The organism is Thermococcus celericrescens (genome assembly GCF_001484195.1).
GTDB lineage: Archaea > Methanobacteriota_B > Thermococci > Thermococcales > Thermococcaceae > Thermococcus > Thermococcus celericrescens.
This window is the reverse complement of record NZ_LLYW01000011.1, coordinates 24504-42874: the sequence shown is the minus strand read 5'-3', so window position 1 is coordinate 42874 and position 18371 is coordinate 24504. Positions and strand designations below refer to the sequence as shown.

Genomic DNA, 18371 nt, shown 5'->3' with positions numbered 1-18371 from the left:
GCCTTAGCACCTTCCTGCACCGCGGCACCGCCGCTGGCACAGGCGGCCTCGACCTTAACGGCGGGGATGTTCCCGAGTCCGGCCCAGTCCGCTATGAGCGCACCGAGGTTCTCCTGCTCGACGAAGGAGCCGGACGCCATATTTCCAACGTACAGGGAGTCAACCTTATCGATTCCGGCGTCGTCCATCGCGTTGAGGAGGGCCTCAACTGCAATGTCCCTAAGTGAGAGCTTCCAGTGCTCGCCAACCGGAACCATTCCGGCACCAATTATGACCGCCTTCCTCATCTCGACCACCTCAGACGATGTACTTCCTCCTCGCCTTCGCGTAGAGGGCATAGTCGATGTACTTCTTCCTGTTCACGTAGTCCATCGTCTTTGGAGCCAGATCCCTCTTTTCCTCGATGGCGTCCTGCACGACGAGACTGAAGGCGTCGCTTCCGGCACCGCTTCCGAAGCTCACCCAGAGAATCCTGTCGCCGGGCTTGGCTATGTCGAGGACGGCTGAGACACCGACGAGGGTCGCGCCGCTGTAGGTGTTGCCGATGACTCCACTGAGGAGTCCCGGAAGAACCTTCTCCTTCGGGATTCCAAGGATCTTGGCGGCAGTGAGCGGGAACTTGACGTTCGGCTGGTGGAAGACGGCGTAGTCAAAGTCGCTCGGGCTGTAGCCCATCTCGTCCATTAGGGCCTTGGCGGCGCTTATTATCTGGTGGAAGTAGGCCGGCTCACCGGTGAAGCGGTTGCCGTGCCTCGGATAGTGCTCGTGCTGCCTCCTCCAGAAGTCTGGCGTGTCTGTAACATAGGAGTAGCTCGCCTCGAAGTAAGCGAGGGTGTCGGAGCTCTTCGGGCCGACTATGTAAGCGGCACCACCCGCTGAGGCCGTGAACTCCAGATGGTCGCCGGGCCTCCCCTGTGAAGTGTCCGCACCGATCGCCATCGCGTAGTCAGCCATTCCAGAACCGACAAATCCTATGGCCGCCTGGAGAGCCTCGGTTCCAGCCTTGCAGGCAAACTCAAAATCTGCTGCGTTGAGGTCTGGGGTGGCACCGATGGCCTCCGCTATAACGGTTCCGCTCGGCTTGACCGCGTAGGGCTTGCTCTCGGTTCCTAGCCAGATGGCTCTTATCAGCTTGGGATCAATCTTAGCCCTCTTGAGGGCGTTCCTCGCCGCTTCAATTCCAATGGTTATCGTGTCCTCGTCGAGACCCGGAACGGACTTCTCCTGGATGGGGTAGCTGCTGACCCCCCAGACCCTTCCGATCTCCTCGGCCTTGATTCTATACATCGGCACGTAGGCACCGTAGCCGACGATACCAACCTCACGGTTTGGCTTCAGGAGTTTTCCCATGGGACATCACCTACAAAAGTTGAACATAACTTCGCCTAAGGTTAAAGGGGGAGTTATAAAAGCCTTTCGGTAAAAGTAAAAGAGTTTTTCGACAATAAGCGATAAAAATGGCAAAAACGGGTAAAACTTTCACGGCTTCCTGACAACGAAGAGCGCGTGGTCCTTCTCGTAGGGTTCCAGTGAGAGCCTCTCCACGACCTCGAAGTAGGTCGAAAGCTCCTTCTCGACGTCCCTGAAGACCTGCTCGGGCTCCTTCGTGACGTCGATGCTCCTGCTCTTAACCGATATCATGGCATAGCCGCCACTCTTCAGGAAGACCTTCGCGTTGTCTATGAGTATCTTCGCCTGCGTCGGCTGGGCGACATCTTCGAAGATAACGTCGACCTTGGGAACCAGCGCGCGGTAGCCCTCCGGCTTGGTGGCGTCGCCGAGTATCGGGACGAGGTTCCTGCGCTCCTCCACGAGGGGCACCAGCTCCCTCAGGACGCGCGGGGAGAACTCAACGCCGAATACCTTACCCTCCCAGCCAACGACGTCGCTGACGTGGCTGGCGGTGGTTCCGCTCGCGACTCCGAGGTAGAGAACCTTTGAGCCTGGCTTTATCGGGAAGTTCTCGAGACCGTTCAGTATGGCCGCACCGAGCTTCGACCTGCTCGGATTCCATATCCTGTACTCCTCACCCTCAGACTTTATCAGCCTCTCGCCGTAGACCTTCTGGCCCGGAACGAGGTTCTTGGTGGCTATCCTCTCGCTCCCGTCCTCATCAACGAAGACGTAAACACCGGGGAACTTGTGCTTCTTAATCCTCATCTACCTCACCTCTTGCCGCCCTTCTTCTTTTTCTTTCCGCCCTTCTCGCCCTTCTTACCCTTTCCGGCCTTTTCCTTCTTCTTGCCGCCGAAGCCCTTACCCTTCTTCTCCTTGCCCTTGAACTTCTTCTTTTTCTTCTTCTTTTCAGGCTTGGCCTTCCTCTTGGGCGGGTTCGGGTACTTCTGCTTTATCTCCTGGATGCGCTGCTCTATCTCCTGCTTCAGCTCCTCTGCTATGTACTCGCCGGAGAAGTAGTCAACGCGCGCCGCTATGGCGAGCTTTCCTGCCAAAGCTCTCGCGATCTTACCCCTCTGCCACCACGGCGAGCGGTTTATAGCTGGATACTGGAAGATGACGCCGTGCTTCGGAGGTTTGGCACCGCTCCTCAGGTGCCTGAAGAGGGCCTTCTCGGCACCGAGGACCTGTATCGTCGAGGCGGGCATTATGGCGAGCTCCTTGAGACCTCCCGCGAGGCTCATAAGGCGGGCGGCGAGCTTGGCACCGACTAAAGCTTTCAGGTTCGGTGCGACCTCGTCCATGGCCATCTCCAGGTAGTCCTCTATCTCCTTCCTGAGCTTGTAGAGGTCGTTTATCTCGCTGGCCAGCTTCATTATGATGTCGCTGTCGAACTTGCCGAGCGGAGCACCCATTGACGTTTCCGCAGCCTTCAGTATCTTCTCCACCTTGGAATCCGGGAAACCAAGGCTCCTGAGCCTCTCCTCGCTGACGTTGTCCCTCGAGCCAACGGTCTTGACGAACGCCACGTACTGCTCGTGCCTCGGGAGTATCTCATCGAGCTCCGGGAAGTGCAGGCCGTACCACTCCCTCAATCTGGAGACGAGGAGGTTGGTGACCTTGTCTATGTCGTCAAGGGCCTCGATGGCCTGGATTATCATCTTGTCCCTTGCCCCGCTCTGCTCCTGTATGCGGAGCCTGGTCAAGGAGACGCCAACCCCAAAGTACTCGTCGAACCAGTTCTCGCCGAGGAACTCCTCCGGGCTTGAGCGGAGCTTCTCTCCGGCGATGTTCGGGAACTCGGCGGTTGCGTTGTAGCCGAGCTCCTTCAGCGCCCTTCCCAGCTCAGAGTCCTCCACAACAAACTCGTCGTAGCCCCTCTCCCTAAGCTCGTCAAGGAAAGAAACCAGCTCGTCGCTTGGCTCGCCCCTCAAAAGCCTGTCGAGGCTCACCTCCGGCCTTCCGGAGAAGACCTTCTGATCAATGAGATTACCGCTCTCGTCAAAGGCATAGATGCCCCTGACGTTCTCAGCCACGTAAGCTTTCATCATCATCACCCTCTCAGTTTTTGTTTCCGAAGTATAAAAGGGTTAGGCGTTTTAAACCCTTGCGTGTATTCGTTCGGTATTAACCTTTGTGGGGATGCGCCGGGCATTTGAGAAATCCGGTTGGTCCGGGTTTTTAAGGGGGCATTAATCCACATCACACAAGGTTACATATGTGCAACGGTCTGATGTTCATACTAGTATAACTTGGTTTTGGCTGGAGTTTCACTTCGAGTGATAGAAAGGGTTAAATAATCCAACAGTATATTTTGTAATGCAATTTTCCATTGGAGGTGCAGGTTATGAACTGGAAGGCCCCTGTGGTGTTACTCATCGGACTTCTTTTGTTAGAGGGGGTCGTGACGGCAGTCCCATTTGACAAGCCAGAGGCAGTGCCCTTAGCCACGGTTAAAGCACTCGCACTCAGGGAACTCCACAAGTTCCCTGAATTCAACGGGGCAATCCCAACCAACCCAACACCCCTCTACTTCCCCGACGGTAGATTAGCAGCTTACGAATTCAGAATGGTCAAGAATGGAAAAACCATAGGCTACATAATAGTGTCAGCCAACAGGAACCTACCACCGGCAATCCTGGAGGCAGGCTTTGGCGAGAAGACCCCAAGCGACCTAATGAAAGAACTCGCCACGAGAAAAGGAGTAAAAACCTACCGCCCCGCATACTTCAGCGGACTGAACTACGGCATTTTAACTGGAGACAAGATTGTGGACATGAAGGGCAGGGAATACAGAAAACCAAGCAGATACACTTTGGCTTTGGAAAACAAAGCAGAGGACAATCAGAAGCAGTGGGTAACTGTTGAAACGTTAACCTCAACTGACAAAATCGACTACATTGCACCACTGGCAACAATAACTTCCCAAAAGATAATCTACGGCGTCCCAGCATGGACATCAACTGATCTGGGGACAAAGTCCAACATTCCCCAACCTCGCGATGCTGACCCGTGGGAGTACATAGGACCCGCCGAAGATCCATGGAAGGATTGGGACGGTTGTGCACCGATAGCAGCATCAATGATAGTTGGATACTATGAGATCCAATACCGAAGTGATTGGTATAGAGAAGCAATAATAGATATTCTCCACCGTACAATGAAAACAAGTGATGACATCGAGGCAAGAACTGCTACCTCAAATATAGGACCAGGAATTGAGAACTTTTATTGGGAGGCCAAAGAAGTGTTACCAGATCCTCCTAGGTATCTCTACACTACTACAACGTACAATGACTTGAATGAAAACAGTGTATTTTCAATAATAAAAAACGAAGTTGATATGGGAAGACCAGGGATTCTGAGTGCATATCACTTTAATTTCGTGAATGAGCTGCCAGTTAACGACTTTCATTCAGTAACTTTCGCTGGATATCGTGAGTACAGTGATGGCACCCGTTATATTTACGTTCATACTACATGGGCACCGTGGCTTAATGGCAGACCAACTTCCGACTGGGTGATCGTTGACAGCCTACCGGGAGCAACAATAGTTACTGTCAAACCAAATTCCTGTCCATCAGGAATATGCCCAACTTCACTGGAGGAGGTACCCCGAAAATGAATAAGACTCTTTATATTATTTCAGTGCTTTTTGTTATTTTTATTCTGACTATTACTTACGCAGATCACGAAGCGAGTAACAATAACGTCTCCAGTCATGGTAGTCTGCCAAGCCAGATTAATGTTTCCCAAAGTCAAGGCCATCAGAGTGAGAAGCACTATCTGATGGAAAATCAATGCAAAAATGATGTGAATACTATCCCAAGATTAAACTCTTTTGGGAACATTATTATATCAGAGAGACTTCCCAATAATTCAGCTGTAAGATTTAATGAAAACATAATAATAATTCCAAAGACAGACCTAAATAAATCCATAACAACAGGAAAGATGTACCTTCAAAACTGGACTCATGAAATTGGGATAACCGTTCCATGTTACATCCAAGGAGGAGAAGCTACCCTAGATAACAACTCTACAAGTAAGGGTTTTCACGATTTGGGCCTATGCATATCAACCTCTTCCCAGATCGACCTTACAAACGAGAGATGCATATTTCTAAAAACTGTAAACTATGAATCAGAACTGCCACCCGGAAGGGTGCATATGGCAACATATGCCATTCCACTGGCTAATACTAGTTGGGACAAATGGGATCATGTTTATTGCAGTAAAGTAATCGACTATCTAAGTGTCTGTGGCCATCCAGAACTGTGGGTGAAGAACTTTACGAGCCCCTGTTACTGCAACAGCCACACAATTATCAAAAAGGTTTTGGACGAAATAGACGAGGCAGGTTTTAGCACGATGGTATCTAGTGAAAAGAGTACCCCCAACGAAATATTTTCACAAATAGAGATATACATATATCGCAAAGGCGACGAATACCTCTACGTGGAGTTCGCCCAGGTGAAGGGTCTGGACCTGGTCAGGGTTCTCATGATACTCGGTGAGGGAGAGGAAGTCGTGAAGGCCTACGCGGAAGGTTTCACCGCGGTGGGCGGTAAGGGTTAAGGTTCCGCCCGTCCAAACAGTGCCCACGCCCCATCTTCCCTTTCTTTTAACATTTTTCCGTCAAAAAATCTTTAAAAAACCAAGTTATTAGGCAGAAACAAGTCAAAACGATGGGGTGAAGCTCATGGGATGGTTCGAGAACTACTTCGAGTTTGATAGACACGGCACGGATATGAAGACCGAGATCCTGGCGGGCGTTACCACCTTCATGACGATGGCATACATTCTCTTCGTGAACCCCTCCATACTCAGCGATGCCATGGGTAAGGATGCCTTCAACTCCCTCGTGGCGGTTACCGCCCTGGCCGCTGGCTTCGCGACCATTCTGATGGGCCTCTATGCCAAGAAGCCCTTCGCCCTCGCGCCGGGAATGGGGTTAAACGCTTACTTCGCCTACAGCGTCGTCCTCGGTATGGGCTACGACTGGCGCGTTGCCCTCGCGGCGGTCTTCGTGGAGGGACTCATATTCATAGTCCTCAGCGTCACAAAGGTTAGGAGCGCGATAATCCACGCGATTCCACTGAGCCAGAAGTACGCGATAGGGGCAGGAATAGGGCTCTTCCTGACCTTCATAGGCCTCAACGACGTTGGCCTTCTCTCCGCCAAGGTCGTGGCCCCCCAGGGTTCAGAGCTTGTCATAGATGGCCAAACCCACCTGATAGGAACGCTCCAGTTCACCGGGTTGAACACCTCCGCTCTGGCGAGCGGCGACATACTGCTGTTCTTCTTCGGCCTCTTCCTCGCGATGGTTCTCATCGCGCTCCGCGTTAAGGGCTCGCTCCTGATATCCATCATAACTACGAGCGTCATCGGCTGGATCACCGGCGTCGCCCCCTGGCCCGAGCACCTGTTCTCGACCCCCGACATCAGCTACACATTCATGCAGATGGACCTCCAGGGCCTCCTCAACGTAGGGGCGCTGGGAGTTGTCTTCGCATTCTTCATGGTGGACTTCTTCGACACACTGGGAACGGTTACGGGTCTGAGCGCCAAGGCAGGCTTCATCACGAAGGACGGAAAGGTTCCCGATGCCGAGAAGGTTCTCCTCACCGATGCGATAGGCACGACCGTCGGAGCCATCCTCGGAACCTCAACGGTCACGACCTACATCGAGAGCGCAGCCGGAATAGAGGAGGGCGGTAGGACTGGAATGACGGCACTCGTTACCGGCCTGCTCTTCCTCGGCATAGGCCTCTTCATAGCGCCGCTGGCGGGGGCGATTCCGGCCTTTGCAACCGCTCCGACCCTCGTCATAGTCGGTTACTACATGCTCAGCGCCATAAAGGATGTGAACTTTGCCGACCACACCGAGGCCATCCCGGCCTTCCTCGTGCTCATAACCATACCATACACCTACTCGATAGCCGACGGAATAGGCATCGGCTTCATCAGCTACACGATACTCAAGCTCTTCAGCGGCAGAAGGGACGAGATACACCCGCTGATGTACGCCCTCTCGATAATCTTCCTGGCCTACTTCGCCTACCTGGGCGGGGCCTTCTGAGTTCTTTCATTTTATTAGACAAGAAGAGCAAAAAGGGAGCGTCACTCAGACTCCGCGTTCTCGGCCAGCTTCTCTTTGATGAACTGCTTGAGAACGTAGGGACACTGCTCCTGTATGTACTGGGCAAACTCCCTTATCCTCTGCACGGTTATCTCGCTGACGTAGTGCTCGAACTGGCATGCGTCGTGCTCGGCTATCTCCGGCGGGATGCCGAGGATGTCAATGAAGAACTGCGTGAGGAGCAGGTGCTTCGAGTAGGTTGCCCTGGCTATCTCCCTGCCGGCGTCCGTCAGCAGAATCCGGTCGTACTTCTCGTACTCCACCAGACCTTTATCCGAGAGCTTCTTCAGAGCATCGACGACGCTCGGTGGCTTGACGCGCATCATCTTGGCGATGTCCTTGACGCGGATAATCCCCTTGTTCTTGTGAAGGATGTACATGGTCTCGAGGTATTCCTCTTCCCTTTTGCTTACCTCCAACGACCTCACCTGATTAGGCTACCCAAAAATGTTTAAGTAGTTTTCGGGACAGTGCGGACTTCCCATCCACTGGAAGGACGAGCTTGAAAAAGAAATCTCACCAAGTTCGCGTCAAACATGGCTTACTGTATCCTCTACGTTTTATATACAGCTTAAACGTCGAATCAACCCCTGCGGCGCAGAATTTGATGTTACATTTTTTCTCCCGAAAGCCTCGCCCTTTAAGGCAGGGAGGATGTCAGTTTTCCTCGTTCCAGTCTTCAACGACATGGGTCTGTCTCGTCTTGTCGGCGAAATTCCAGAACTTCGGAACGACCATCCATGCAATGCCCACGGCGAGCACCAGCACCGCTATAACCGCGGCCGCAATGCCGCCACTGCTGAAAGCCCAGAAGGTCATCACGAAGGGCGCGAGGACTATCCCGAGTATTGCGGCCCCAAAACCAGCGCTAGAATCCTATAACCGTACCGCTCCACGAAGAGGGCGAAGTCCACGGGTCCCACCGGTTACTATTTTGGGTGAGGAAGATTATAAGCTTTCCGAACGGCCTGGGGAAGGATAAAATTTATAAATCCATACCGGAACCTATCAACGGGTGCAGCCCCGTGGTGTAGCGGCCAAGCATAGGGGACTCTGGATCCCTTGACCGGGGTTCGAATCCCCGCGGGGCTACCATTCAACTGGGCTCCAGACATTCGAACCCCGCTTTCTCCCCTATCCCAAGTTCTAGTTTCGAACTTCAAATTACACCGCAATGCGTATCATGTGCCATTGTTAGGATGTGCGTCCCTTTTTTAATATCAGGGGATTCCGCGAGATTGCAGAAAAATCGCTCATATTCTGCCGCAGATTAACTAAAGTATTGTAAAATATCCAAAAAATCCCGCAGAAACGACATTCGAAAGTCGAAGGAACGGAGACAGAAACCAGTTTTATCTGCTTGTAGGACCCATATCAACTGAATAAGCCATTAAACTACCGAAAATTCAAAAATCGAACTTTTCAGGAACCCTTAAATAGAATGTCACCCCACTTTTAAAGTGATGTTACACACCGATTGCCTAACATGGAGGTGAAGGCATGAGCAGCACCATCAGCTTGGAGAGTGAAATCACCAACCTGCTCAAGGTTCACGGTTCACTAAGCGTAGCGTTCATAACCAGGTTCCTCAACGAGATGGGACTTGATTGCACGCGGCAGAAGGTGGAGAGAACCCTGAGGAAAATGGTTGAACAAAAAAAGGTTGAAGCATTCTACACGAATGGAAATAAGCGCAAGCACTACAGGTTACGGTGATAGCATGGGGGCAACGACTGCAATACTCGGGAACGACAGACGGATGCTCATGATAGAGTTCCTACAGGAGAAGGACGGTCATGCGGAACTGCGGGACATAGTCGAGTATATAGCCGAAAAAGAAGGCGACACCGATAGAAGGCACAGGAAAAGCGTGTACGTCAGCCTGATGCAGACCCACATCCCGAAACTGGAGAGGGAGGGGGTTATAGCGTTCAACCACGGTGTCGTTACGCTCCTGAAAATACCGGACGATGTTACCGTTTACATGGAAGTGGTGAACAAACACGACATCAGCTGGAGTGCCTTCTACATGGGTACCTCGCTGATATTCATAGCCGCAGGGTGGTATCTGGAAAACCTGCCCCTGCTCCTCGCAGCCATCGTGTACCTGGCCATTAGCGTGGTGCATCACAGGAAGATAAGCAGGCTGATTTAGCCCAATGAGGCCCTAATTGGGTTTTTCTAATCAGTTGGAGCGGTTCTGCTTCAGGTAATGAGGCATTACCATGCAGTAACCCGGAATTTACTATATATCAGAAGCATCCTAATAAGGTACAAGTGTCTCGGTGACGTGCCGTCAAGTGACGGTGTCGAGGGATGCCAACTTTGATATTCGGGAGGAAAACACCATGAAGAAAATTTTGGCCCTCGGTATGCTGGGGCTGATGATCGCGGCGGCCTTTGCTTTGGGCACGAGCGCGACCTTCAGGGACTACCGCGTCCAGAGGAGCTCACACATTGCCGTCGTTCCTGACGACACCGAGCTCATTGACCTGACGCCGGTTCAGCCCTACGCCTACATCAACGATGGGGGGCAACTTGTTATTGACTTCTCAGAGAACAACCCGAACTGGCCCGGGCACGATGACCCGAACTGGGCAGAGTACCAGGGAGAACTTGAGGGATACATAGGCAAGGGAATCGGCCTGAGCCCACAGAGCAGGTACAACTTCGACCACGTTTTCAACGTGAGCAACCACCTTTGGGAGAACAAGGTTATAGTCGTCGAGATCATATCCTCGGATCCCGGCAGGGTCTCATTCTACGACCCTGAGGAGAACATGTACAGCACGTATGGCAACGCCATCCCGTACAACTCAGACACCGCAGTTGGGGACGTTTGCTTCTACCTTGAGCCCGGAGAGGCCCTCGGTGTTGGCATGGAGCTAGCGGCAGGAAACACCCTGGGCAGCTACGACGTGACCATAACCGTTAAGGCCTGGCCGGCTGACGACGCACCCATTGACTGCGGAGGGGGCAGGTGATCAAAATGAAAAAGATAATCGGACTTTTCGTCCTTATAGCAGGACTACTGATAGCGGTCACCGCCAGCAGTGCCAACTTCGCTTACTTTGAGGCAGACAGGAACGTTCATATCCAGATCGTCCCTGACGACAACGAGCTCATTGACCTGAGGCCAATCCAGCCCTACGCCTACATCAACGACAACGGAATGCTCGTCATAGACCTCAGCCACAACAACCCCAACTGGCAGGAAGGATTCGGTGAGGGCGTCAGCCCGAACAGCACCTACGTGTTCGAGGAAGTATTCGGCGTGAGCAACGACCTCTGGGAGCAGATGCCTATATGCATGGAGATCACCTACAGTGGAGGCGACGAGGTTACGTTCTTTGAGGGCGACTACGTGCCCGGCCAGACCGTCGGCACCAGCAGCCTTACCCTAACCGTTATGCCCGGCGATGTCGTCAGGATCGGAATGATCATCAACACCACCGGAATCAGCGCGCCCGACTCACTGGACGGCCAGATACAGTTCTACGCCGAGGCCGGCGAGTGCGAGAGCTGATTAAGCAGATAGAACTTTCATTATGGAGCGTTTGCTCCTCTTTCTAAATTCTTCAAGGGGGAAGAGAGATGGGGACAAAGACAGAGATCATTGCAGGCATTGGAATCATGATAATTCTGATCATAGGCGTCGCGGGATTCCATTCCTCCGGCCCGATTACGGTAGTTTACGCGACCCAGGATGGGGAAGAGTTCTCTGTGGACTCCCCCATCCCCCCGTATTCATATCTGGATAACGGAATTCTCGTCGTTGATATATCACCTGACAGCCCGTTCTATCCGGGCGATGGAGACGGATTGAGCGTTAACAGCACCTACGTTTTTGATGGGGTTTTCATGATAACGAACAACCAGAGTGAAACCGGTTACGAAACCATATGCGTGAGGATAAGTTCGGACTCCTCGAACCTGGGATTCTTTGAGGGCGCATTCGGCGGAAGCTGGGCGGACATCATTGAGGTCACCCTCGGGGCGGACGAGAGCGCCGAGATAGGCATGATGGTGAACACCACCGGGCTTCAGCTCGGGGATTACCTGAGTGAAATAACCATAGAGGCCTGGGGAGGAAGCTGCGGATGAATACCCTCGTGGAGTACGCGATCCTCGCGGTTCTCGGAATACTGGTCATAGGTTCTCTTGCCGGGGCCCTCCTTGACAGGCCAGTTTTTGTATCCTACGCTTACTCGGGGAGTATGACACCCACCATAGACAAGGGCGACCTGTTCTTCATCAATCCCCTCGCGAGAAATCCCGACATCGGGGATGTTATAGTGTTCAAGATGGGAAGCACGTGGACCGTCCACAGGGTAGTCGCAATAACCGAAGACGGATACATAACGAAGGGCGACAACAACGTGGCCAGCGACCAGCAGAGCCGCAACATACCCCCAATAAAGAAGGACCAGATCGGGGGGACCGTGATAGCCCCCGGCGGCCACGTGATAACCGTGCCTAAGGTCGGCAACTACATCGAGAGCGGTCTCTCGGACAGGGGCAAAATACTCCTGGGGGCCATTCTGATAGTCGCCGGAATACTAGCCTTCGGGGGCGGTGAGGCGGTGAGGAGAGGGAAGAGAAAGAGGTTCTTCACCGTGAAGTTCAGAACGCTCTTCATGCTCGCCTCGGTGTTCCTGCTGCTGATGGTGGCCGTATCCATCTTTGTCTCGTGGGAGGTCATACCGGTAGAGTACTCCGTAACCTCAGCCGGCGGGGCAAGGGAGGGCTGGTATCATCCGGGGGAAGAGTTCCAGACCGAAATTACAGTGAAGAACAACAACATGTACCCCATGAGGTACTACATCTCCGCCCCAGAGCCGGTCACAAAAATCTCGAGTGAGGATTTCAGTCTTCCCAGGGGCGGTGAAAAAGACTTCACTGTCACCATTGTGGCACCTCAGCAAACGGCCATGTACTCCACCAAGATTCGGGTAAACGCATATCCCCCCCTACTTCCGGGATCCGTGATGGACGCCCTCTACGAGGTGCACCCGATGGCACCCCTACTGGCGATCCTGGCCGTAGTTTCAGCGTTCCTCGGAACGATGTACATACTCTCTGGGATAGGGAACGAAGATGTTGTTAGAATCAGGAGGAAGAGGCATTCAAAACACAGGGGAATATCGGAGGTGTTTAAGGTATGAGGGGAATTATTGCAGTACTGATAACAATCGCACTGGCATCACTGGTTATCGTCAGCTCAAGCGGGACTTTTGTAAGCTTCGAGGCCACCAGAGAGGTCAAAGTCCAGGTGGTACCACACGAACAGGAGTATCTCGGCTTTGACTGCGAAGACGGCTACGCGGCGGTCATTGAGGTCAATAAAAATTCGGAGCTTGACTTCGATGCACTGACCATTAGAAACTATCTCAACGACAGGAAGGACGTCACGATTACGCTATATCCAGACTATTCGGGACTCCCCGCGGGGGTCACGATGTTCATAGAAACTGAGGATGGTGCGTCGAGAACTCTGGCATCCGAAGAGGAGTACACGTTCTTCGGAAACGTAACCGTGGGGGACGTGGGACCTGGGGAGTACATCGTCCCGGTTGATATGTACGCAACATGGAACGGCGGGGACGCATCGATATCCACCTGCCCCATAAAGCTGATCATCAAGGGAGGACCCACGATAGAGAAGGAGCTCCTGAGCGGACCGCTTGAGATTCCAACCCACACGTACGCGGAGTGGACATTCAGAATCACAGTGACGAACCCAGGAGAGGAGCAGACGCTTACGATAAAGGACGTGATCCCGGGGGAGTTCGAGATAGGGTCGATAGATCCAAGCGCCGGAACGTACACGGTAACACAGACCGGGGCGGCGCACCACATCACCTGGGAGGTCCACCTTGGGGCGGGTGAGAGCGCCCACATGAACGTGACGATATACACCAAACTCAACCCAGCGGGCAAGCAGGAGTTCACGTCCTGCGGAGACTACATCCTGAACGAGGGGGCCGAGCTGGTGGAATACGGCATCACGAGTGAGAGCATAACCGTCCACGCGACCTGTGAGGGGGACGGAGACTGCGACCTGTGCATAATGAACCGCTGGATCAGCGGGGCTAGACACCTCCCCAGGGATACTCCCGCAAACTACCACACCAGAATCGTAGTAAAGAACCGGGGAGACGAGAGGGACCTAGTCGTAACACAGTACATTGGCTCCCAGTTCACCCTCACAAACTACATACCAACGAGAGGTACCGTCTCAACAGAAGTCATGCCAAATGGAGAGACGCGCGTTACCTGGACACTCCACCTGGCCCACAATGAGGTTGCCAAGCTCAACCTCTACGAACATACGGATGGGATCCACACCAACTCACACAAGTACGTTATGCTGGTCAGCACCCCCTGCGTTGCCGGCTGTGAGTGTCATGGCTGCGCCAAGTACGTTCACGTCTACCCGTGCGGTTGCCATGGTAGCGGGGATGGTCCGGAGGTGCCCGACGTCTATGAAGTGGCTGAAATCGAATCTGACTGTTGCACGGAGGCATGTGAAGGATGAATAAAGAAGGTATTACAAAATTTATCAGAAGGAAGGAAGTGCTGGGGATATTCCTGGTGCTCTTCATAGTTTTCGGATTTTATTCCGTGAAGCTCATGAGCGCAAGCCCGTACATAGTCACCACGCATAAGATAGGAACGTATCGGGAAGAGGGAACGCTGAAACACGAGGCCTACCTCGAACCCAACGATCTCTACGGGTACAGATTGACAATGGACAACTACCCGATACCGCTGGTCGATCGGTTCCTGCTGACGTACACCTACAGATCACAGCCGCCCCTGAGCGAGGGGTCGTACCATATCGTTGTGAAGGCTGAGTACTACGTGAACAAAGGCAGCGAGGAGATAGTCCTCTGGGAGGAACCGCTCTTCGACGAGAGAGGAAACCTGACGGACGGCGGATTCACCGCGGAGTACGTTCTGGACATGAAGGGCTTCGAGAACACGAGCAAAAGGATCTCCAGCGAACTCGGTGTGAAGAGGCTGAAGAACAGGATAACCATTGAGACCACAGTGACGGGCACCGGAAGCGTCGGCGGCAGGGAGATAAGGGAGAACTTCGACCACACCGTCGAACTCGTTAGGGACTCAACGGCAGAGCTTTACTACTTCACGGACACCAGCAAGGCAGAGAAGAGAGCGCTCACCGAGACAGTAAGGACGGAGAAGGATGCAAGCGTTCTTGGCATAACAAGTGCCCTTGGAACGGCCCAGACCGTCACCACGGTACTGGCACTGCTGATGCTGATACCCCTGCTCGGCTACGTTTACACATCAAGGGCTCCTAAAGACGAGCTGGCGAAGATAAGGCCCTACGTGGTCAAAGGCGCTCCAGGCCCCGTTGAGAAGGTCGTTGAGCTTAAGACCCCCAAAGACCTGGAGACAACCTTTGAGCTCATAGATAAGCCAATCCTGCACTACATAGAGGGAGACGAGGAAGTCTACGCAATAATCGACAATGGGGTGTCATACGAGTACAGAAAGCTCCTGCCAGGGGAAGGGAAGGAGGCCAACTGAGGCCTTTCCTCTTCTCCCGCTTTTTTCCAATTTCCTTAACCAACAACTTTAAAAGCCCTATTCGAAAGCCTAAGCTAGAAGTTCTTAAAGAGGTAAGAGGTGGTTAGAGATGAACCCGTTCCACGAGCTTGAGCCCGGACCGGAGGTTCCAGAGGTCGTTTACGCTCTCATAGAGATTCCGAAGGGAAGCAGGAACAAGTACGAGCTCGACAAGAAGACCGGCCTTATAAAGCTCGATAGAGTGCTCTACAGCCCGTTCTTCTACCCGGTCGACTACGGAATAATCCCGCAGACCTGGTACGACGACGGCGACCCCTTCGACATCATGGTCATCATGCGCGAGCCAGTTTACCCGCTCACCCTCATAGAGGCGAGACCGATAGGCATAATGAAGATGGAGGACAGCGGCGACAAGGACTGGAAGGTCCTCGCCGTCCCCGTTGAGGACCCGTACTTCGACGACTGGAAGGACATAGACGACGTCCCGAAGGCCTTCCTCGATGAGGTTGCCCACTTCTTCCAGAGGTACAAGGAGCTCCAGGGCAAGGTCACCCAGATAGAGGGCTGGGGCAACGCCGAGGAGGCCAAGAGGGAGATCCTCCGCGCCATCGAGCTCTACAAGGAGAAGTTCGGCAAGAAGGAGTGATTTCTTTTCCCTCTTATTCCCCTAAGGAGGTTAAGGCATGTACAAGCTCCTCAAGATTAAGGACGTCGTTAGGATTCCGCCCAGGATGTTCACTATGGATCCCAAGGAGGCCGCCAAGATAGTCCTTCGTGAGGCCTACGAAGGGATCTACGACCGCGACGAGGGCGTTGTTCTAGCGGTCATGGACGTTGAGGACATCGGGCAGGGGGTTATCGTCCCCGGTGACGGGGCAACCTACCACGAGGTCGTCTTCAACGTCCTCGTCTGGAAGCCTGAGATGCACGAGGTCGTGGAGGGCGAGGTCATCGATGTTGCCCCATACGGTGCCTTCATCAGGATAGGCCCGATGGACGGTCTCGTCCACATCAGCCAGCTCATGGACGACTACGTCGTCTTCGACGAGAAGAACAAGCAGTTCATCGGTAAGGAGACCAACAGGATCCTCAAGCTCGGCGACGAGGCGAAGGCGAGGATAATAGCCATAAGCGTCAAGAGCCGCGTTATCAGGGAGAACAAGATAGGCCTCACCATGCGCCAGCCAGGCCTCGGAAAGAGGGACTGGGTGGAAAAGGAAAAGCGCAGGGAGGCTGAGGAGTAATGGCGAAGGAGCGCGCCTGCAGGCACTGCCACTACATAACCACGGAGGAGCGCTGCCCGGTCTGCGGCAGCAGGGATCTGAGCGACGAGTGGTTCGACCTGGTGATAATCACCGACCCCGAGAAGAGCATGATCGCCCAGAAGCTGGGGGTTAAAGTCCCCGGCAAATACGCCATAAGGGTCAGATGATGAGGTTCGTACTCACCCCCGAGCTTAGAAGGGAACTCAAAGACCCCCTCGGAGAGCTCATCCGGGGGGAGATCCCCGAGCCGTACATCAGGCTTAAGGGTGAGCTTGAGAGGGCCAGGCGCGTCGTTACGGTAGGCGACGTCGTCACGGAAAACGTCCTCAAGCTCGGGATAAGGCCGAGCATAGCCATATACGACCACAGAACCAAAAGACACGAGTACAACCCGGATATCGAGACGGGTTCGGTCGTGATGACCGTCCAGAACCCGGCCGGAACCATAACGAAAGCTTTATTAAACGCAATCAGAAAGGGCTTTGGACTGGCCGCGAGGGGCAGGCGTGTTTACATAAAGGTGTACGGAGAGGAGGACCTGGCGGCGATTCCCGCCGTGCTCTACGCCCCTGAGGGCACTCTCGTGCTCTACGGCCAGCCGGACGAGGGAGTAGTGCTTATAAAGGTAACCCCCGAATGCAAGCTCAAGTGTGGAAAGCTCATGTCGAAGATGGAGGTGATTCACGATGGAGATTAAGGTTACCGAGATAAGGGAGAACAAGCTCCTCGGAAGGAAGGAGATATACTTCGATGTCATCCACGAGGGAGAGGCCACCCCGAGCAGGGCCGACGTCAAGGGCAAGCTCGTTGCCATGCTCGACCTCAATCCGGAGACCGTGGTTCTCCAGTACATAAGGAGCTACTTCGGTAGTCGCGTCAGCAGGGGCTACGCCAAGGCCTACGAGAGCAGGGAGAGGATGCTCTACATCGAGCCGGAATACATCCTCGTTAGGGACGGCCTCATTCAGAAGGAGGAGGAGTGAGGTGGTTTAGATGGCTAAGGGAAAGAAGACCAGCCAGAAGTGGAAGCTCTACGAGGTTCAGGGTGGAAAGGTCAAGAGGAAGGGCAAGTTCTGCCCGCGCTGCGGTCCGGGCGTCTTCATGGCCGAGCACAAGGACCGCTGGAGCTGCGGCCGCTGCGGCTACACCGAGTGGAAGAGGAAGTGATTTCTTTTCTCTTCCAGCACAACTTTTTCTCCCCTCCAGCAGGTCGAAAAGAACCGCACGGCAGATGGTACCATGCCAACCTACTACGGCATCGAGCTCAAGCTCCACCCCCAGGTCTACGAGCCGGCGGAGGACACGTTCCTTCTGGCGGAGAACCTCGCGGTCAGGGAAGGCGACCTGGCCCTCGACGTCGGCACCGGAACGGGGCTTATAGCACTCCTGATGGCGAGAAAAGCCCGCTCCGTTCTGGGAGTGGACATCAACCCACTGGCCGTTGAGCTGGCGGGGGAGAACGCGAGGATAAACGGCATCAAAAACGTCGAGTTTCGCGTGAGCGACCTGTTTGAGAGGGTTGAGGGGAAATTTGACATCATAACCTTCAACGCCCCCTACCTGCCCGGAGAGCCGGAGGAGCCGATAGACCTGGCGCTGGTTGGCGGCGAGGGCGGAAGGGAAGTCCTCGACCGGTTCATTCGGGAGGTGCGGGATTACCTCAAACCCGGCGGAACCGTCCAGATAGTCCAGAGCTCGATAACCGGGGTGGAAGAAACGCTGAGAAGGCTGGAAGAAGTTGGTTTGATGGGAAAAATAGCGGCTAGGGTGCACGTCTTTTTTGAAGACATAGTGCTGATAAACGCCACTACGCAAGGCGGTGACGTTTGATCTCAAAGAGGAGCTTCACCTTTGGCCTCTCCGGGAAGCCCACGTCCTCCTCGAAGAAATCTATTTCAATCTCCCTTGCCTTAATCTCCTGGCGCGGTTTTATGTGTCCAAACATGGAGGTAGAATCAACGGGCAGCTTTTAAAATTTTCGCACATTGCCGAACTATTTTTCGACAATAAAA

General features: G+C 53.7%; 25 protein-coding genes and 1 tRNA gene. 19 read left to right on the top strand and 7 right to left on the bottom strand.

What is annotated here, in order from left to right; translation table 11 throughout:
* The 4 genes from APY94_RS03650 to APY94_RS03635 all read right to left on the bottom strand — a co-directional run.
* Positions 1–287 (bottom strand): thiolase family protein (locus APY94_RS03650; protein ID WP_449353210.1); only part of this gene is annotated, 287 nt, incomplete at its 3' end.
* Between the two features lie 10 nt (positions 288–297).
* On the bottom strand, positions 298–1350 hold the full coding sequence (locus APY94_RS03645) for a hydroxymethylglutaryl-CoA synthase (RefSeq protein ID WP_058938343.1): 1053 nt from the start codon (positions 1348–1350) through the stop codon (positions 298–300).
* A gap of 129 nt (positions 1351–1479) precedes the next feature.
* Positions 1480–2160 (bottom strand): fibrillarin-like rRNA/tRNA 2'-O-methyltransferase, encoded by a 681-nt coding sequence (locus tag APY94_RS03640; RefSeq protein WP_058938342.1) that lies wholly within the window; start codon positions 2158–2160, stop codon positions 1480–1482.
* Positions 2161–2165: 5 nt separating this feature from the next.
* The gene (locus APY94_RS03635) at positions 2166–3443 is read right to left on the bottom strand and encodes a C/D box methylation guide ribonucleoprotein complex aNOP56 subunit (protein WP_058938341.1); all 1278 of its coding nucleotides are present in this window, start codon (positions 3441–3443) and stop codon (positions 2166–2168) included.
* Positions 3444–3742: 299 nt separating this feature from the next.
* Here APY94_RS03635 and APY94_RS03630 point away from each other — a divergent pair, with 299 nt between their 5' ends.
* The 3 genes from APY94_RS03630 to APY94_RS03620 all read left to right on the top strand — a co-directional run bounded on the left by APY94_RS03630 (position 3743) and on the right by APY94_RS03620 (position 7477).
* Positions 3743–5020: a cysteine peptidase family C39 domain-containing protein gene (locus APY94_RS03630; protein WP_058938340.1), complete on the top strand. Its 1278-nt coding sequence runs from the start codon at positions 3743–3745 to the stop codon at positions 5018–5020.
* On the top strand, positions 5017–5973 hold the full coding sequence (locus tag APY94_RS03625; protein WP_058938339.1) for a hypothetical protein: 957 nt from the start codon (positions 5017–5019) through the stop codon (positions 5971–5973). Before APY94_RS03630 ends, APY94_RS03625 begins: the two co-directional genes overlap by 4 nt.
* A gap of 124 nt (positions 5974–6097) precedes the next feature.
* Positions 6098–7477: an NCS2 family permease gene (locus APY94_RS03620; RefSeq protein ID WP_058938338.1), complete on the top strand. Its 1380-nt coding sequence runs from the start codon at positions 6098–6100 to the stop codon at positions 7475–7477.
* A gap of 41 nt (positions 7478–7518) precedes the next feature.
* On the opposite strand, the gene APY94_RS03615 is transcribed toward APY94_RS03620, so the two are convergent.
* Positions 7519–7956 carry a metal-dependent transcriptional regulator gene (locus tag APY94_RS03615; protein ID WP_058938337.1) on the bottom strand — a complete coding sequence of 146 codons (438 nt, stop codon included), beginning with the start codon at positions 7954–7956 and terminating at the stop codon, positions 7519–7521.
* Between the two features lie 238 nt (positions 7957–8194).
* Positions 8195–8356 carry a hypothetical protein gene (locus tag APY94_RS13610; RefSeq protein WP_245610402.1) on the bottom strand — a complete coding sequence of 54 codons (162 nt, stop codon included), beginning with the start codon at positions 8354–8356 and terminating at the stop codon, positions 8195–8197.
* A 200-nt stretch (positions 8357–8556) separates the two neighbouring features.
* On the opposite strand from APY94_RS13610, the gene APY94_RS03605 reads away from it, so the two are divergent.
* The 16 genes from APY94_RS03605 (at position 8557) to APY94_RS03530 (ending at position 18189) form a co-directional block, all read left to right on the top strand.
* Positions 8557–8632 (top strand) — tRNA-Gln (locus APY94_RS03605).
* Between the two features lie 405 nt (positions 8633–9037).
* Positions 9038–9253, top strand: coding sequence for a hypothetical protein (locus APY94_RS03600; protein ID WP_058938336.1), 216 nt, complete (start codon positions 9038–9040; stop codon positions 9251–9253).
* Between the two features lie 4 nt (positions 9254–9257).
* Entirely contained in the window at positions 9258–9692 is a 435-nt protein-coding gene (locus tag APY94_RS03595) for a DUF7344 domain-containing protein (protein WP_058938335.1), read from the top strand.
* 130 nt (positions 9693–9822) lie between these two features.
* Positions 9823–10521, top strand: a complete 699-nt coding sequence (locus tag APY94_RS03590; RefSeq protein ID WP_245610401.1) for a DUF1102 domain-containing protein — start codon at positions 9823–9825, stop codon at positions 10519–10521.
* A gap of 5 nt (positions 10522–10526) precedes the next feature.
* Positions 10527–11063 carry a DUF1102 domain-containing protein gene (locus APY94_RS03585; protein WP_058938333.1) on the top strand — a complete coding sequence of 179 codons (537 nt, stop codon included), beginning with the start codon at positions 10527–10529 and terminating at the stop codon, positions 11061–11063.
* A gap of 68 nt (positions 11064–11131) precedes the next feature.
* A complete protein-coding gene (locus tag APY94_RS03580; protein ID WP_058938332.1) occupies positions 11132–11641 on the top strand; it encodes a DUF1102 domain-containing protein in 510 nt (169 codons plus the stop codon).
* Positions 11638–12702, top strand: a complete 1065-nt coding sequence (locus tag APY94_RS03575; RefSeq protein ID WP_058938331.1) for a signal peptidase I — start codon at positions 11638–11640, stop codon at positions 12700–12702. The genes APY94_RS03580 and APY94_RS03575 overlap by 4 nt, the downstream gene beginning before the upstream one ends.
* Positions 12699–14075, top strand: coding sequence for a COG1470 family protein (locus APY94_RS03570; protein WP_058938330.1), 1377 nt, complete (start codon positions 12699–12701; stop codon positions 14073–14075). The genes APY94_RS03575 and APY94_RS03570 overlap by 4 nt, the downstream gene beginning before the upstream one ends.
* Before the next feature lie 56 nt (positions 14076–14131).
* A complete protein-coding gene (locus APY94_RS03565) occupies positions 14132–15094 on the top strand; it encodes a DUF5305 family protein (protein WP_245610400.1) in 963 nt (320 codons plus the stop codon).
* Positions 15095–15203: 109 nt separating this feature from the next.
* The gene (locus APY94_RS03560; protein ID WP_058938328.1) at positions 15204–15740 is read left to right on the top strand and encodes an inorganic diphosphatase; all 537 of its coding nucleotides are present in this window, start codon (positions 15204–15206) and stop codon (positions 15738–15740) included.
* Between the two features lie 37 nt (positions 15741–15777).
* On the top strand, positions 15778–16338 hold the full coding sequence (locus tag APY94_RS03555) for a DNA-directed RNA polymerase (RefSeq protein WP_058938327.1): 561 nt from the start codon (positions 15778–15780) through the stop codon (positions 16336–16338).
* A complete protein-coding gene (spt4, locus tag APY94_RS03550) occupies positions 16338–16526 on the top strand; it encodes a transcription elongation factor subunit Spt4 (protein WP_058938326.1) in 189 nt (62 codons plus the stop codon). The genes APY94_RS03555 and spt4 overlap by 1 nt, the downstream gene beginning before the upstream one ends.
* Positions 16526–17056 (top strand): GTP-dependent dephospho-CoA kinase, encoded by a 531-nt coding sequence (locus tag APY94_RS03545; protein ID WP_083500607.1) that lies wholly within the window; start codon positions 16526–16528, stop codon positions 17054–17056. The genes spt4 and APY94_RS03545 overlap by 1 nt, the downstream gene beginning before the upstream one ends.
* On the top strand, positions 17046–17342 hold the full coding sequence (locus APY94_RS03540) for a 30S ribosomal protein S24e (protein WP_014012711.1): 297 nt from the start codon (positions 17046–17048) through the stop codon (positions 17340–17342). Before APY94_RS03545 ends, APY94_RS03540 begins: the two co-directional genes overlap by 11 nt.
* Before the next feature lie 10 nt (positions 17343–17352).
* On the top strand, positions 17353–17526 hold the full coding sequence (locus tag APY94_RS03535; protein WP_014012712.1) for a 30S ribosomal protein S27ae: 174 nt from the start codon (positions 17353–17355) through the stop codon (positions 17524–17526).
* Between the two features lie 72 nt (positions 17527–17598).
* Positions 17599–18189, top strand: coding sequence for a HemK2/MTQ2 family protein methyltransferase (locus tag APY94_RS03530; protein WP_058938324.1), 591 nt, complete (start codon positions 17599–17601; stop codon positions 18187–18189).
* Here APY94_RS03530 and APY94_RS13325 read toward each other — a convergent pair.
* A complete protein-coding gene (locus tag APY94_RS13325; protein WP_168188361.1) occupies positions 18167–18304 on the bottom strand; it encodes a hypothetical protein in 138 nt (45 codons plus the stop codon). The genes APY94_RS03530 and APY94_RS13325 overlap by 23 nt on opposite strands.
* Positions 18305–18371: the final 67 nt, after the last annotated feature.

Excerpts from the sequence above, each read along its gene's own strand:
- APY94_RS03645 (WP_058938343.1), bottom strand. The coding sequence starts at position 1,350 with ATGGGAAAACTCCTGAAGCCAAACCGTGAGGTTGGTATCGTCGGCTAC.
- APY94_RS03640 (WP_058938342.1), bottom strand. The coding sequence starts at position 2,160 with ATGAGGATTAAGAAGCACAAGTTCCCCGGTGTTTACGTCTTCGTTGAT.
- APY94_RS03635 (WP_058938341.1), bottom strand. The coding sequence starts at position 3,443 with ATGAAAGCTTACGTGGCTGAGAACGTCAGGGGCATCTATGCCTTTGAC.
- APY94_RS03630 (WP_058938340.1), top strand. The coding sequence starts at position 3,743 with ATGAACTGGAAGGCCCCTGTGGTGTTACTCATCGGACTTCTTTTGTTA.
- APY94_RS03625 (WP_058938339.1), top strand. The coding sequence starts at position 5,017 with ATGAATAAGACTCTTTATATTATTTCAGTGCTTTTTGTTATTTTTATT.
- APY94_RS03620 (WP_058938338.1), top strand. The coding sequence starts at position 6,098 with ATGGGATGGTTCGAGAACTACTTCGAGTTTGATAGACACGGCACGGAT.
- APY94_RS13610 (WP_245610402.1), bottom strand. The coding sequence starts at position 8,356 with ATGACCTTCTGGGCTTTCAGCAGTGGCGGCATTGCGGCCGCGGTTATA.
- APY94_RS03600 (WP_058938336.1), top strand. The coding sequence starts at position 9,038 with ATGAGCAGCACCATCAGCTTGGAGAGTGAAATCACCAACCTGCTCAAG.
- APY94_RS03595 (WP_058938335.1), top strand. The coding sequence starts at position 9,258 with ATGGGGGCAACGACTGCAATACTCGGGAACGACAGACGGATGCTCATG.
- APY94_RS03585 (WP_058938333.1), top strand. The coding sequence starts at position 10,527 with ATGAAAAAGATAATCGGACTTTTCGTCCTTATAGCAGGACTACTGATA.
- APY94_RS03580 (WP_058938332.1), top strand. The coding sequence starts at position 11,132 with ATGGGGACAAAGACAGAGATCATTGCAGGCATTGGAATCATGATAATT.
- APY94_RS03575 (WP_058938331.1), top strand. The coding sequence starts at position 11,638 with ATGAATACCCTCGTGGAGTACGCGATCCTCGCGGTTCTCGGAATACTG.
- APY94_RS03570 (WP_058938330.1), top strand. The coding sequence starts at position 12,699 with ATGAGGGGAATTATTGCAGTACTGATAACAATCGCACTGGCATCACTG.
- APY94_RS03560 (WP_058938328.1), top strand. The coding sequence starts at position 15,204 with ATGAACCCGTTCCACGAGCTTGAGCCCGGACCGGAGGTTCCAGAGGTC.
- APY94_RS03555 (WP_058938327.1), top strand. The coding sequence starts at position 15,778 with ATGTACAAGCTCCTCAAGATTAAGGACGTCGTTAGGATTCCGCCCAGG.
- spt4 (WP_058938326.1), top strand. The coding sequence starts at position 16,338 with ATGGCGAAGGAGCGCGCCTGCAGGCACTGCCACTACATAACCACGGAG.
- APY94_RS03545 (WP_083500607.1), top strand. The coding sequence starts at position 16,526 with ATGAGGTTCGTACTCACCCCCGAGCTTAGAAGGGAACTCAAAGACCCC.
- APY94_RS03540 (WP_014012711.1), top strand. The coding sequence starts at position 17,046 with ATGGAGATTAAGGTTACCGAGATAAGGGAGAACAAGCTCCTCGGAAGG.
- APY94_RS03535 (WP_014012712.1), top strand. The coding sequence starts at position 17,353 with ATGGCTAAGGGAAAGAAGACCAGCCAGAAGTGGAAGCTCTACGAGGTT.
- APY94_RS03530 (WP_058938324.1), top strand. The coding sequence starts at position 17,599 with ATGCCAACCTACTACGGCATCGAGCTCAAGCTCCACCCCCAGGTCTAC.
- APY94_RS13325 (WP_168188361.1), bottom strand. The coding sequence starts at position 18,304 with ATGTTTGGACACATAAAACCGCGCCAGGAGATTAAGGCAAGGGAGATT.